Annotated in this window: 13 protein-coding genes; 10 read left to right on the forward strand and 3 right to left on the reverse strand. The window is 53.5% G+C overall.

Annotated elements, in window-relative coordinates; translation table 11 throughout:
• The first annotated feature begins 45 nt into the window (after window positions 1–45).
• Genes mtnA through AC6I1F_RS00690 form a run of 5 tightly spaced genes read left to right on the forward strand, consistent with a single transcriptional unit; the run spans window position 46 to window position 3766 of the window.
• Entirely contained in the window at window positions 46–1140 is a 1095-nt protein-coding gene (gene mtnA / locus AC6I1F_RS00670) for an S-methyl-5-thioribose-1-phosphate isomerase (protein ID WP_160334158.1), read from the forward strand.
• Window positions 1127–1798, forward strand: coding sequence for a class II aldolase/adducin family protein (locus tag AC6I1F_RS00675; RefSeq protein WP_289162764.1), 672 nt, complete (start codon window positions 1127–1129; stop codon window positions 1796–1798). Before mtnA ends, AC6I1F_RS00675 begins: the two co-directional genes overlap by 14 nt.
• Entirely contained in the window at window positions 1770–2033 is a 264-nt protein-coding gene (locus AC6I1F_RS00680) for a hypothetical protein (protein ID WP_160334157.1), read from the forward strand. The genes AC6I1F_RS00675 and AC6I1F_RS00680 overlap by 29 nt, the downstream gene beginning before the upstream one ends.
• Before the next feature lie 5 nt (window positions 2034–2038).
• Window positions 2039–2542, forward strand: coding sequence for a hypothetical protein (locus AC6I1F_RS00685; protein ID WP_160334156.1), 504 nt, complete (start codon window positions 2039–2041; stop codon window positions 2540–2542).
• 21 nt (window positions 2543–2563) lie between these two features.
• The gene (locus AC6I1F_RS00690; protein ID WP_251569676.1) at window positions 2564–3766 is read left to right on the forward strand and encodes a sugar transporter; all 1203 of its coding nucleotides are present in this window, start codon (window positions 2564–2566) and stop codon (window positions 3764–3766) included.
• Between the two features lie 75 nt (window positions 3767–3841).
• Here the strand turns inward: AC6I1F_RS00690 and aspS are convergent, their stop codons facing one another.
• The 3 genes from aspS to fusA all read right to left on the reverse strand — a co-directional run bounded on the left by aspS (window position 3842) and on the right by fusA (window position 8198).
• Window positions 3842–5635 carry an aspartate--tRNA ligase gene (gene aspS / locus AC6I1F_RS00695; protein WP_251569677.1) on the reverse strand — a complete coding sequence of 598 codons (1794 nt, stop codon included), beginning with the start codon at window positions 5633–5635 and terminating at the stop codon, window positions 3842–3844.
• Between the two features lie 126 nt (window positions 5636–5761).
• Window positions 5762–6007, reverse strand: coding sequence for an FmdB family zinc ribbon protein (locus tag AC6I1F_RS00700; RefSeq protein WP_251569678.1), 246 nt, complete (start codon window positions 6005–6007; stop codon window positions 5762–5764).
• A gap of 139 nt (window positions 6008–6146) precedes the next feature.
• Window positions 6147–8198 carry an elongation factor G gene (gene fusA, locus AC6I1F_RS00705; RefSeq protein WP_251449826.1) on the reverse strand — a complete coding sequence of 684 codons (2052 nt, stop codon included), beginning with the start codon at window positions 8196–8198 and terminating at the stop codon, window positions 6147–6149.
• Window positions 8199–8349: 151 nt separating this feature from the next.
• On the opposite strand from fusA, the gene AC6I1F_RS00710 reads away from it, so the two are divergent.
• The 5 genes from AC6I1F_RS00710 to AC6I1F_RS00730 all read left to right on the forward strand — a co-directional run bounded on the left by AC6I1F_RS00710 (window position 8350) and on the right by AC6I1F_RS00730 (window position 13932).
• Entirely contained in the window at window positions 8350–9192 is an 843-nt protein-coding gene (locus AC6I1F_RS00710) for an inositol monophosphatase family protein (RefSeq protein ID WP_251569679.1), read from the forward strand.
• Between the two features lie 133 nt (window positions 9193–9325).
• Window positions 9326–10732 carry an efflux transporter outer membrane subunit gene (locus AC6I1F_RS00715; protein WP_290432510.1) on the forward strand — a complete coding sequence of 469 codons (1407 nt, stop codon included), beginning with the start codon at window positions 9326–9328 and terminating at the stop codon, window positions 10730–10732.
• On the forward strand, window positions 10722–12026 hold the full coding sequence (locus AC6I1F_RS00720; RefSeq protein WP_251569680.1) for an efflux RND transporter periplasmic adaptor subunit: 1305 nt from the start codon (window positions 10722–10724) through the stop codon (window positions 12024–12026). The genes AC6I1F_RS00715 and AC6I1F_RS00720 overlap by 11 nt, the downstream gene beginning before the upstream one ends.
• Window positions 12026–12730: an ABC transporter ATP-binding protein gene (locus tag AC6I1F_RS00725; RefSeq protein ID WP_289162756.1), complete on the forward strand. Its 705-nt coding sequence runs from the start codon at window positions 12026–12028 to the stop codon at window positions 12728–12730. Before AC6I1F_RS00720 ends, AC6I1F_RS00725 begins: the two co-directional genes overlap by 1 nt.
• Complete coding sequence (locus AC6I1F_RS00730; protein ID WP_289162754.1) at window positions 12727–13932, forward strand: ABC transporter permease; 1206 nt, start codon at window positions 12727–12729, stop codon at window positions 13930–13932. Before AC6I1F_RS00725 ends, AC6I1F_RS00730 begins: the two co-directional genes overlap by 4 nt.
• Window positions 13933–14014: the final 82 nt, after the last annotated feature.

A 14014-nucleotide genomic window follows, 5' to 3' on the forward strand; every position in this document is an offset into this window, starting at 1 on the left:
CTTTACAATTTTACTGATTCATGACGAAAACATTCGGAGAAAGGCATGTTTGAGCTTAGCCAGCCGCTCGAGCGGGAGACAATCCGCATAAATTCAGTTAATCGGAGCGTTGAAATTCTGGATCAGCGAGCGCTTCCGCATTGCGTCGCGGTCCTCTCTCTGCAGAACGAGGAGCAGGCCTGTGAGGCGATTCGCAGTATGGCGGTTCGGGGCGCGCCGCTGATCGGCATCACCGGGGCCGCCGCGATGGCGCTCGCCTGCAGCAAAGACTCTTCGAATAAGGCGCTGAATGAAGCGGCCGAAAGGGTTAAATCTGCCCGGCCGACTGCAGTCAATCTTGCCTGGGCGGTAGATAAGGTTTTGCAAGCGCTTCTTTCTCTGCCTGCTTCTCAAAGGGAAGCGGCCGCGTGGGATTCAGCGGAAAGTATTCTTGAGCAGGAGCGCCGGATGAGTTTGAAAATCGGCAAATATGCCTTAGGCATTATCGAAGCGCTTTATCGAAAGCTCGGTCGTCCGGTTCGGCTTTTGACGCACTGCAACGCAGGCGCTCTGGCGACGGTCGGGCCGGGAACTGCGACTGCGGGTTTTTATGCGGCGCATCAGAAAGGCATACCGATTGAAGTTTACGCAGATGAGACCCGACCGAGACTTCAGGGCGCCATGACCGCTTGGGAATTATGCAGTTGCGGCGTACCGGTCAGTCTGATTGCGGACAATGCGGGCGGGCACTTAATGCGCGAAGGGCTTATTGACGCGGTTTTTGTCGGCGCAGATCGAATCGCAGCAAACGGAGATACGGCCAATAAGATCGGGACGTATCTCAAAGCGCTCAGTGCGGCGGACAACAATATTCCTTTTTACGTTGCGGCTCCGGTTTCGACATTTGACGCGTCGCTGAAAGACGGAAGCGGGATCCCAATCGAGGAAAGAAGCGGAGATGAAATCCGGCGCGTTTACGGCGCAGATGAGAATGGTCTTCCTGCTTCGGTGTTCATTACAAGCCGCTCGCAGAAAGTTATGAATCCCGGTTTTGATGTAACGCCCTCGCGGCTGATTACCGCATTTGTGACGGATCAGGGAGTTTTTGCAGCCAATGAGCTTGAAGAAATATGGAAGGACGGAAAAGATGCCGAGCAATAAAAAACTGCGCCGTATGGTGATTGAGTGTTCAAGACGCCTAGCTCACGAGGGGCTGAACATCAACAGCAGCGGGAATTTCTCTATCCGAACAGTTTCAGAAGAGGGAGAAGGATTTCTGATTACGCCGAGCGGCATGAGCTACGACAGTCTGAAGCCCAAAGATATATGCTTTGTCCGCCTGTCTGACGGCTGCTCATTTGGCTTTCGCGAACCTTCGTCGGAGTGGCGTCTTCACTCGGAAATTTACCTTGCTCGTCCTGAGCTGCGAGCCATTGCGCACACACATTCGCCGTTTGCGGCGGTGCTTTCCTGTCGTGATGAAAGCATTCCTCCGTTTACTTATATGACGGCGGTGAGCAGAACTGAAAGCATTCCGTGTGCGCCGTATGCGACATTTGGTTCAGAGGCGCTCGCCGAGGGCTGCGTGAAGACACTGGGCGAGAGCGGCAGAGCCTGTCTTCTGAGTCACCACGGAGCAGTCGCCTGCGGGGCCAATGCGAAAGAGGCAGAAGGGCTGGCTCGGGAAATCGAAAATTTGGCCCGAATGTGGGCTGAAATACAGAAGCTTGGCGGCTGTAAGTTATTAGACTCCGCTGAGATGAAAAAAGTTCTGAAAAAGTTTGAGAATTATGGCCAAAGAAGCAGAAATAATCAGTGAACAGCGTAAAGGTCTGTGGCGAAAGCCGGACGGCTCTCCCGTGTCCTGTACGGAAAAAATAAAAGTCATGGATGAGAATTACGAGGAAATCTCGGAGATGCTTAGAGAAGCGCTGGACGATGCCGTTCTGATGGGCTGTTCGGAGAAGGCTTTTAAAGCGGTTTATTTAGGCTTTTTGAATCAGCTGCATTCGAACTATCCGGAGCAGACCGAAGAGTCAGACGAGGAGAAGTAACAGTGATGAATTATTTGAGAATCTTTTTGGGTGCGCTCGCGATCGTTTTTCTTTCGGCGTGCGCGCATCCTGACCTGATCAAGATGAACGACACCTATGATCACACGGTTTCCGAGCTTGGCAAACCGGATTCGGAGGTGACGCTCGCGGACGGGTCAAAACGCGTTGTGTATTCGATGCAGCCGATGGAACAGAGGTCTTACCTGATGATTTTTGATCCGCAGGGACATCTGGTATTCAAAGATCAGCTGCTGCAGCAGAAGTACTTCAATCAGATCAAGCCGAAAGTGATGGACAGCGAAGACATTTACGTCATGTTCGGCCGGCCCTGCGAAACATGGCACTACAAGCTGCTTGGCGAACACACCTACATGTATCGTTATCAGGATGAAGCCGGCTTTCCAATGGCACTGTGGGTTGATTTTGACGACAAGGATGACAAGGTGCTTCGCTATGTGCTGAGTATCGATCCTTGGTCTCAGCGGGATTCGGATTGGGATCTGAACTAATGGAATAAAGCAGAGCTAAGCATGTCTGCACCACAGAGACACAAGTTCGGACTGCAGGCCTGGCTTCCGACGATCGGACTGGCATTTGCGGCGTTTGTTTTCAATACTTCTGAGTTTCTTCCGGTCGGGCTGCTGCCCAATATTGCGGAGTCGATCGGAGAGTCGGTATCCAAGACGGGTCTGATCATTACGGTTTATGCCTGGGTGGTTTCACTTCTGTCGCTTCCGCTGACGATCGTCACGGCAAAGCTGGAGAGAAGAAAGCTTCTGCTATGGCTGATTTTTATCTTCGCGCTGAGCCATTTTCTAGTTTTATGGGCCGATACCTTTGAGAAGCTGATGGGTGCGCGAATTTGCGTGGCTGTAACGCACTCCGTCTTTTGGTCGATTATGACGCCGCTCGCGGCGCGCGTGGCGCCCTTTGGACGGCAGTCGCTCGGGCTGGCGATGGTCATGGGCGGCACGATTGTCGCGACAGTTATGGGCGTACCGCTGGGTACCAGACTCGGACAAATTGTCGGGTGGCAGGGCGCGTTCTTTATCATCGGTCTGGCTGCGGCTGTGATCTGGCTTGTGATTTACTTTGTGCTGCCCGTTTGCGAAAGCAACCGGGCCGGTTCTCTCAAGAGCCTTCCGGATCTTTTCCGCAGGCCTGCTCTGGTACAGCTGTATCTGCTGACACTGGTGGTCATTCTCGGTCAGTTTACGGTTTACTCCTATATCAGCCCGATTCTCACGACGGTCACCGGTATGGCTGAATCTGAGACGGTTACGGTCCTTTTCGTATTCGGTATTTCGGGGATTATCGGGACGATTTTGAGCACCCGGTCGCTGGATAAGCATTACTCTATGGCGCTTCTTGTGCCGCTGATCCTCTTGACGCTGTGTCTGGGGTTCTTTGTCCTTTCGATGCGGCAGACATGGACGATGTATGTATTGGTTGTCGTTTGGGGCGCCTGTATCAGTGCGGTGGGCATGGCCTTTCAGACGCTGCTTCTGAACACCGCGCGAGACGCGGCTGACGTTGCTACATCCATGTTTTCAGGGATCTTCAATATTGGCATTGGCGGCGGCGCGTTTATCGGAAGCAAGGTTTCCGTGGCTTTGGGTTTTGCAGCGGTTCCTTATGTGGGTGCGGGTCTCGTCGGAGTCTGCGCACTTGCATGCAGCCTGATTTTCTGTTTTACCGGTTCAGCGGTATTGGGCGCAAAACATCGTTCATAAAAATAGAAAACCGCCCCAAAAGCGGCGGTTTTCTCAAAGTTAAGCAGGCGGGAGCAGAGCTCCCGCTTTTGTTTACTACTCGTGCTTGTGTTCGTTGCGCAAGCGGATGTGCAGTTCGCGCAGCTGTTTTTCGTCCACAGGAGACGGGGCCTGTGTCAGCAGGCACTGTGCTCTCTGAGTCTTCGGGAACGCGATTACGTCACGGATCGAGTCTGCTCCGGTCATCATCGTTACGATACGATCGAGACCGAATGCGATACCGCCGTGCGGAGGCGCACCAAACTGGAGGACGTCAAGCAGGAAGCCGAACTTCTGACGAGCTTCTTCTGGACCGATCTTGAGCGCGGAGAAGACCTTGCTCTGAACGTCGGCCTTGTGAATACGGATAGAGCCGCCGCCGATTTCCCAGCCGTTCAGCACCATGTCGTAGGCTTTGGCGTAGCAGTTTTCGGGATCGCTTTCGAGTTTGTCCTCGTCGCCGTCCTTCGGACTGGTGAAGGGGTGGTGGCAGGCGACCCAGCGTTCTTCCTCTTCGTCATATTCGAACATCGGGAATTCAACAACCCAGAGAGGCTTCCAGCCTTCTTCGAACAGGCCGTGTGACTTGCCGAATTCGCTGTGGCCGACTTTCAGGCGAAGTGCGCCGAGAGAGTCGAAAACAATCTTCTTGCGGTCAGCGCCGAAGAAGATAACGTCGCCGTCCTGAGCGCCGGTTCTTTCGATGATGGCCTGGAGGATTTCGTCGGAAATATTCTTGACGATCGGGCTCTGAAGACCTTCACGTCCGGCTTTAACGTCATTGACTTTGATATAGGCGAGGCCTTTGGCACCGTAGATCTTGACAAACTCGGTGTAGCTGTCGATTTCGCTGCGGGGCATGGAAGCGCCGTGCGGAACGCGAAGGGCTATGACACGGCCGTCACGAAGTTCTGTAGCGGACTTAAAGACCTTGAAGTCAACATTGGTCATCAGGTCGGTCAGTTCGGTCAGCTTCATCTTGACGCGAAGGTCGGGCTTGTCCGAACCGTAGTTGTTCATTGCGTCGTTATAAAGCATGACGGGGAACGGATTGACCAGGTCAACATTAATCGTTTCCTTGAACACGTGACGGATCAGGTTTTCCATGATGTCACGGATTTCGAGTTCGTTAAGGAAGCTGGTTTCGATATCGACCTGTGTGAATTCAGGCTGACGGTCTGCTCTGAGGTCTTCGTCGCGGAAGCATTTAACGATCTGATAGTAGCGATCGAAGCCGGCGCACATCAGCATCTGTTTAAAGAGCTGAGGAGACTGCGGAAGAGCATAGAACTGGCCGTCATGAACACGGGAAGGGACGAGGTAGTCTCGAGCGCCTTCCGGAGTGCTCTTTGTCAGCATCGGAGTTTCGATATCGATGAAGCCGAGTTCGTCAAGGTGACGACGGAAGGCCATAGCGGCCTTGTAGCGAAGCTTCATGTTGCGCTGCATCGGCAGGCGGCGAAGGTCGAGAACTCGGTATGTGAGACGAGTGGTTTCCGAAAGATTTTCATCGTCAAGCAGGAAGGGCGGAGGAGCGGAAGGATTGAGAATCTTCAGATCCTGAGCCAGAACTTCAACGGCGCCGGAAATGAGGTTTTCATTTCTGGTTCCTTCGGGGCGTGCGCGGACCAAACCGGTCACTTCAAGAACAAATTCGTTGCGGACTTTGTCGGCTGTTTCAAAAACTTCGGGTCGATCAGGGTCGCAAACGATCTGAACGAGACCTTCGCGGTCACGGAGGTCGATAAAGATAACTCCGCCGTGATCGCGGCGTCGGTGCGCCCAGCCGTAGAGGGTAACAGTCTGACCGATATATTTGTCGTCAATCAGACCGGAATATTGTGTACGCATTCAAAAACTCCGATAACTCAGGCATCACAGAGATGCCTAAAATGGTGATTGGTTAATTTTAAACAATGTGATTAGAAATATACGAAACCGGTGCAGGAAGATTCTTAAAATGCCGAAGGCGGGGCCTTAGGAAGATTTCTTTCCGCTGCTGTCGTCGCGTGCGTGCGAGGCTGGAAGTGCGGCAGAGGAGCCCCCTTTAAAGTCGGTTGCATACCAGCCTTTGCCTTTGAGCTCAAAGCCCGGAGCGGAGAGCTGTTTGACCAGGGTTTCTTTTCCGCAGTTAGGGCAGTGGGTCAGAGGAGCGTCAGAGTATTTCTGAAGAGCGTCCTTTGTGTAACCGCAATTAGAACATTTATATGAATAAATAGGCATTTTTTGCTCGAACTGTCTCGTTACTAATTCGAATCGATCATTATGGCACATTCCGAGTAAAAGACGGTTTTGTATGACATAAAAACGGCCGGAACTCCTGTTCCGGCCGTTGCTGTCAGATTAGAAGCAGAAGCCGAGGTTATTCATCGTCATCTTTACGCTGATAGTTCGCGGCGAGCTCCATTTGGCGCTGCATCGGAACAGGAGCGTAGCCCGCGAGTTCCATAGAGTAGCTTCCCGCGCCCTGAGTAATGGCGTTCAGACGCGCAGCGTAGCCGTCGAGCTCGGAGAGAGGAGCGGTACCGGAGATAAGCATCATGCCGCCCGCTAAGTTGGCTGTGCCGGTCACCTGACCGCGTCTGCTGGAGAGGTCGCCGGTGATATCGCCCATGCAGGTGTCGGGCGCGACGATTTCGATTTCAACGATCGGTTCAAGCACAGTCGGTTTTGCCTTGGAGAGCGCATCGAGCATGGCTTTTCTGCCTGCTGAAACGAACGCGACTTCCTTAGAGTCAACCGGATGGCTCTTACCGTCATAAACAACGACGCGAACGTCATGGATCGGGTAGCCTGCGACGAAGCCGGTTGAAAGCGCATCTCTGACGCCCTTTTCCACAGCCGGGATAAAGTTGTAGGGGATAGCGCCGCCTTTAACTTCGTCGACAAACTCGAATCCTGTGCCTCTTTCTTTCGGTTCGATGCGCAGATAAACTTCACCGAACTGGCCGGCACCGCCGGTCTGTTTCTTATGTCTGGCGTGACCTTCCGCATTGGCAGAAATCGTTTCGCGATACGGAATTCTCGGAGTGCGTGTGTTGACTTCGAGTTTGAACTGAGCAGCCATTCTTTCAAGAACGCTGCGCAGATGCTGAGCGCTTAAACCGCGAAGCACGGTTTCGTTCAGCGTCGTATCGTGTTCAAGTTCAAGTGTCGGATCTTCGGACAGGAGCTTATTCAGGATGTCGGACAAGCGGCCTTCGTCTCCGCGGCGTGCCGGAGAGATCGCCAGACCGAACATGGGTTTCGGGAAGCTCAGCGGCTTCATGCGAATGTTGTCGTGTTCATGAGAGGCGTGCAGAACGCTGTCAAACACCAGTTCTTCAATCTTTGAAACGACGCCGATATCACCCGGTACCAATTCACGGACTTCGGTTGTTTCTTTGCCCTGAAGAATCATAGGATGACTGATCTTGATCGCTTTTTTGTTGTCGTTGACAAACAGCTGGTCATCGCGGTGCAGGGTACCCTGATGAATGCGGAAGACGCCGACCTTGCCGATGTACGGGTCATTAACGACTTTGAAGATATGAGCGACAAGCGGCAGTTCCGGATCAGCGGTAATGTTGACGTCGTTGCCTTCTTCGTCGGTAAAGAGCGGAGCGTTGGATTCAGAGGGGTTCGGCAGATGGCGGACCATCACATTGATCAGATCGTCGACGCCGGCGCCGGTTTTGCCGGAAACGAAGCAGATCGGGATGATGTGGCCTTCACGCAGGGCCTGAGTGAGCGGACCGTGCAGCGTGGAAGGATCGGCAGAGCCCTCTTCGAGGTAGCGCTCCATCGCTTCGTCGTCCACTTCAACGACCTGTTCTACGAAAGCGCGGTGAACTTCTTCGACGCTCAGAAAATCGGCTTCACCGTGATCTTTAGCAAAGCAGTCGATGACTCGGGAGCCGTTGTTTGCGGGCAGGTTAATCGGCATTACTTCATTACCGAAAGCCTCTTTGAGCTCTTCGATCAGTTTTGGCAGGTCCAGATGTTCGGCGTCGATCTTGTTGACAATGATCATGCGGTTTAACTTGCGTTCTTTAGCCCAGTCCATCATTCGGCGTGTCATCAGCTGAATTCCGGCGGTCGCGTCGACAACGACAGCCGCGGTCTTAACCGCGTCAAGTGCGCCGAGAGCCTGTCCGACAAAGTCCGGGTATCCCGGGGTATCGATCATGTGCACGCGAACTTCGGTGCCGTCAACATTGTCCCATTCAAAATGCGTACAGGCAGCGCGCAGAGAGTGCTGCACAGCCTTTTCAAGCGGATCAGAGTCGCAGACGGTGGTGCCGCGTTCGACAGAACCGCAGGTGATGATCATGCCAGCTTTAGCAAGAATCCCTTCAGCGAGAGTGGTCTTGCCGCACCCTCCATGTCCAACTAACGCAACGGTTCGGAGATTTTCTGTTTTAAAAATAGGCATGATGCTCTAATCCTTTCCTCGTGATTGATAAAGTATTTCTGATTGTGAAACATTCATCCCGCTTTGTCGAGATGCTTTTATGGTAAAAAAACAAATTATTTAATTGTTTCTGCCTGACGGACGCCGGGCGTATACCCTGTGAGGAATGGACATGGAATTTCAGTCATATTGTTCCGAGTGCACCAAAGAAGAATTTGAACTCTTTGAACCGGCGATCGAGCACTTAATTTCGCTCGCAAACTCAGAGATCCTTCCGAGATTTCTCTCCGGAACGCGAGTCTTTGACAAAAAAGACCATACGCCGGTGACCGAAGCGGATAAAGGGGCAGAGCGCATCATGCGCGAGTGGATTGAAAAAGAGTTCCCCGAGCACGGCATTTTCGGAGAGGAATACGGCATTAAAGAGGCGAGAGCTCTGCAGTATCCCAAATACCGCTGGATTCTTGATCCGATTGACGGAACGCGCGCGTTTATCACCAACGCATTTCATTTCGGTACCTTGATCGCCGTCGAGAAGGACAGCGGCGAAGGGTTCCGCCCGATGATCGGAGTGATTTCGCACCCGCACGTCGGCGTTTGGCTGATGGGAGACGGAAAGAAGACAGAGCTTCATCTTCGCGACGGATCCGTGCGTGAGGAGCACGTTCGCGACACAGAGCGGTTCGAAGACGCGACGCTTCTTGTGACTTCTCACTGGACAACTCCGGAACAGAAAGGCGGCCATCAGCTTCAGGAACTGATTGATAAAGCCAAGCTTTACCGCACCTGGGGCGACTGCTTCGGATATTTCTCTGTAGCGACGGGAGGAGCCGACATCATGATCGACCCGGATCTCAACTATTGGGATGTGGCAGCGCTTGTACCGGTTATTGAAGGTGCGGGCGGAGCGCTGGTCAGCACAAATGGCGGAAACCCGCTGAAAGAGTTATCCGCGGTCGCTTCTAATAAACATCTGCTGCCTAAGGTTCTGCAGGTCCTGGAAAAAGATCGCTAGCTACTTAATTTATTGAAAGTTGTTTCGAGATTAGAGCGCAGGAAACACTCGTTTTCAAATATAAATATTTTGTAATTTGCAAATAATTCTTTTCTGAGAAACTAACTTACAGGACATCTCTGAAAAGAAAAATATGAAATCCACCGCCTCTATTCTCGCAACAGCCGTGGTCCTGACGACGCTGACGGGCTGCGTCACGACACCGGACTTTCAGATGACGGAAGAGCAGAAAAATGTGATTCCGCAGCGCTGGCTGGGACCTAGTGTTCAATGTCAGGAATCAATCAACAACTTAGCCGAGTGGTGGGCCACCTGGTCCGATCCCGAGATCGCTCTTTTAGTGGAGAAATCCCAGAGCGCCAATACGGATATTCGAGTCGCCCGGGAGAATCTCAGACAGGCCGATGCCGCGATGACGATCGCTAACGCCGGGATGTTTCCTCAGGCCGACGGTGAATTTCGCGGCGGAAGAAGCCATTTTGGCGGAACCGGCTCGAACTCTTTTCAGATAGGGCTGAATCTCAGCTTAACGCTTGACGCCGGCGGCCGCTATGCCGCTGCGCAGGCCGCTTTCTCCGATTATCTCTACAGTAAGGCTTCCTTAGGTCAGGTGCAGACTGCGATTGCCGCCCGTGTGGCTCAGGCTTATATCAGCCTGCGTCTGGCTCAAAGAAGAGTATCCGTTGCCGAGCAGAACCTGAAAACCCAGCAGGAAGCATACGATTTGGCAAATTGGCGCTACAAAGCGGGACTGGTTTCCTCCACGGACGTCGATCAGGCGATCACTTCGCTTGAGCAGACAAAAGCGTCGATTCCCGTATACGCGGCTCAGGTTCATCAATACCGCAATCTTCTTGCGGTGCTCACCAGCAGCCGTCCCGATGAAGTCGGGCAGCATCAGGTAAAAGAGATTCCTCAGCCGCCGAAAAATCTTGCGCTGTCGATTCCCGGAGAAGTGCTTCGCAATCGTCCGGATGTGAGGGCGTCGGAAGCTCAGGTGATGTCGGCGATGGCGCGCGTGACACAGGCTCGCTCGGCACTTTTCCCGAGCCTTACGATCAGCGGTTCATTCGGCTTTTCCGCTTCGACCTTTGGCGCCTTGGGGGACGCCGGAACACAGTCCTCTTCAGGTTTCGGCACGCTGAACATTCCGATCTTCCATGCCGGCTCACTCCTCGCTCAGCTCGAGCAGCGCAATTCTCAGCTTGAATCGGCTCGTATTAACTACGAGGCGAGCCTTTTAAAGGGCGTTCAGGAAGTGGAAGACGCGCTCAATACCATTTGGGCGCAGCAGCTCAGAGAGAAATCACTTCGGGAAGCGGAACGCTCGGCAAGAAGCGCGGCGATTTCCGCTCAGCAGGATTACAACGCCGGGCTGCAGGACTTCACAGTGGTTCTAACGACTCTGCGCACCCTGCTGACGGTTCAGGAAGCGCTTGCGAGCGTGGAAGCAGAAATTTCAAACGGTTATGTCGCTCTATACAAAGCAGTTGGCGGCGGTTGGCCTGTTCCTCAGGAGTTCAAAGAAAATGACAAATAAAACTGACAGCAAAAAGACGTTGGACGCGGATACACAGGCTCTTCTCGGAGAGAAACAGCCTCGTCCTTTCTATAAACGGGCATCTTTTTGGACCGCGGCGGCTGTGATAGGCATCTGCTGCTATGGCGGCTACTATCTTTACGGCTCGCGTTCCGATTCGAAGGTCTCTTTTGTGACCGCGCCGATGGAAAAGGGCGGTCTGCGTGTGGACGTCACGGCAAATGGAACACTGAATCCGATCAGAACGGTTTCCCTTGGCAGCGAACTCTCCGGCATCGTCCGTAAAGTTAACGTGGATGTGAATGATCCGGTCCAAAAAGGGCAGATTCTTATTGAGCTTGACGACACTAAGCTGTCTGCTTCTGTCGAGCGCGCCAAGGCGACGCTGCAGCTCTCTAAAGCGAGCTTGGCTGAAGCCGAGGCGACTTTGAAGGAAGCAAAGGCGAAACTTGCCAGACTTCAGGAAGTGCGTCGTCTTTCGGGAGGCAAGAGCCCGAGTAAGACGGAACTTGACGCTCAGGAGGCTTTAGTGGCAAAGAGCGCGGCCTCAGTGGACAGCGCTAAAGCGAAAATCACGGACAGCGAAGAGGCACTCAAATCCGCTGAGTCCGACTTATCGAAAACGAAGATCGTTTCTCCGATCGACGGAGTCGTGCTCGCGCGTTCCGTGGAACCCGGTTATGCCGTTGCGGCGACTTTGCAGGCGGTTGAACTGCTGAAATTGGCCACAGACCTAAAGAGTTTGGAGCTGCGCATTAACGTGGACGAAGCGGATGTCGGCGCGGTTAAACCCGGACAGAAATCCAGTTTCACGGTGAGCGCGTATCCGGATCGAAAGTTTCCGGCTGAACTGAAGAAGGTTGCGTACGGTTCGACGCAAACGGACAACGTCATCACATATGTCACGTATTTGGAAGTGAACAATCCCGACATGCTTCTGCTGCCGGGAATGACAGCGACAGCGAGCATTCGGACTGTGTCTTTGAAAGACGCTACATTAGTGCCCAATACCGCGCTTCGCTTCCAGCCCTCCGAAGCGACTGAAAAGAAAGAAAGCGCAATGGGGATGTTCGGCCCTCCGATGCGCCGCCCGTCAGCACAGAAGAGTTCCGGAACCGTGCTGAGTCCGAGCGCAGGTCAGAAAAAAGCGACGGTATACGTACTGCGTGAGGGCAAAGCCGCGCCTGTGGAGATTACGGTTGGTTATTCAGACGGCAAGAGAACACAGGTGGTTGACGGCCCTCTGAAAGCCGGAGACGAGGTCATAGTAGATCAAAGACGCGGAGCCAAATAATGTCTGAAGAACGCCCCTTAGTTGAGCTGATCGGTATCGGTAAGCGCTACGGAAGCGGGGAAACAGCTTTTGACGCGCTGCATGATATTAATCTCAAGATTTCTCACGGCGAGTTTCTCGCCATTATGGGTCCGAGCGGGAGCGGGAAATCGACCTGCATGAATCTGATCGGCGCATTGGATACCCCGACGCGCGGCCAGTATCTCTTTGAAGGACATCACGTCGAACATTTCACAAGGGATCAGCGGGCGCTGCTTCGCAGAAAGTATCTCGGGTTTGTCTTCCAAGGATTCAATCTTTTGGCAAGAACGAGCGCGCTTGAAAATGTGGAACTTCCCCTGCTGTACCGCGGAGAGAATAAAAAAGTCCGACGCGATTTGGCGCTCGCAGCGCTCGATAAGGTCGGGCTCTGCAAATGGAAGGATCACACGCCCGCAGAACTTTCCGGCGGTCAGCAACAGCGTGTGGCCATCGCGCGAGCGATTGTGACGCATCCGAAGCTGCTTCTTGCGGACGAACCGACCGGAAGCTTGGATTCGCATCGCTCTGTGGAGATCATGGAACTGCTCCAGAAACTCAATGAAGACGAAGGCATTACGGTCGCATTAGTGACGCACGAACCGGATATGGCGGCATACGCGCGCAGAACGGTCCGTTTCGTGGATGGGAATGTAGAGTCTGACTCGCAGGAGATGAAAGTATGATCGGCAACGCTTTGCTTTTGGCGCTCCGCCAGATTTTCAGAAATCCGATGCGTTCCATTCTTACGGTTCTCGGTGTTGTTATCGGCGTGGCCGCGGTGATCACGATGGTGACGATCGGCAACGGCGCGACGCAGCAGGTTAGAGATCAGATTGCGTCCTTGGGTTCTGACAGTCTTATGATTCGTCCGGGTCAGAGGCTCGGGCCCGGTCAGTCAGTCGGCGCCCCTTCCTTTAAAGAGTCGGATGCGGAAGCGCTTGCGACGCAGATCGCCGGTATTAAAGCAGTGGCCCCTTCCCGCACATCAACTCAGGTGGTCGTTGCCAACGGTAAGAACTGGTCTACGTCGGTAATCGGCTCAACCAATGAATACTTTCCCATCAGCAGTCTAACGGTTCAGGAAGGACGAGAGTTTGAGCCTTCCGAACTTCGCGCGGGCAGCGCTGTCTGCGTGATCGGTCAAACGGTACGCAAAGAGCTGTTTGGCGACGTGGATCCTCTCGGTCAGCTTTTGCGTATTAAAGGTTTTTCCTGTCAGATCATCGGCCTGCTTGAACCGAAAGGACAGTCGGGCATGGGGATGGACAAGGACGACGTTGTGATTATTCCGCTCAACACGTTTCAGCGCAGGCTGAGCGGCAATGTCCGAGTTCCTCTGATTACGGTCGCGGTGGAAGCGGGCAGTGATATCGAACGTGTCAAGGAGAGCGCAAGGCTGCTTCTGCGCGAAAGACGGTCTCTTTCCAAAGGAGAAATGGACAATTTCAATATTTTGGATACGTCTGAGCTGATTGAGACGATTTCCAAGACCAGTCAGGTTATGACTATGCTCTTGGGTGCCGTGGCGGCGGTCAGTCTGCTTGTCGGCGGCATCGGCATTATGAACATCATGCTCGTGAGCGTCACGGAGCGTACCCGCGAGATCGGCGTTCGCCTGGCAATCGGGGCGCTTGAGCGTGAAGTGCTGCTGCAGTTTTTGATCGAATCGGTCATGCTGGCCTGTTTCGGCGGTCTGCTTGGGGTCGCGTTGGCGCTTGGCGCCTCGCTTCTTCTGACACACATCATGAACGTGCCCTTTATTTTCAGTCCGTCCATCAACATTCTTGCCTTCGGGTTTGCCGCGTGCATTGGTATTGTTTTCGGCTACTTCCCGGCCAGACGGGCGGCCAAGCTTGATCCGATTGAGGCGGTACGCCACGAATAACAAAACGTCGGGCATTGAGCCCGACGCCTGAGAAAAAATCTGAACCGCCTTGGAAAATAAGCGACGCTTATTCGAGGCGGTT

The sequence above is a fragment of the Parasutterella sp. St.1A3 genome, assembly GCF_059728705.1.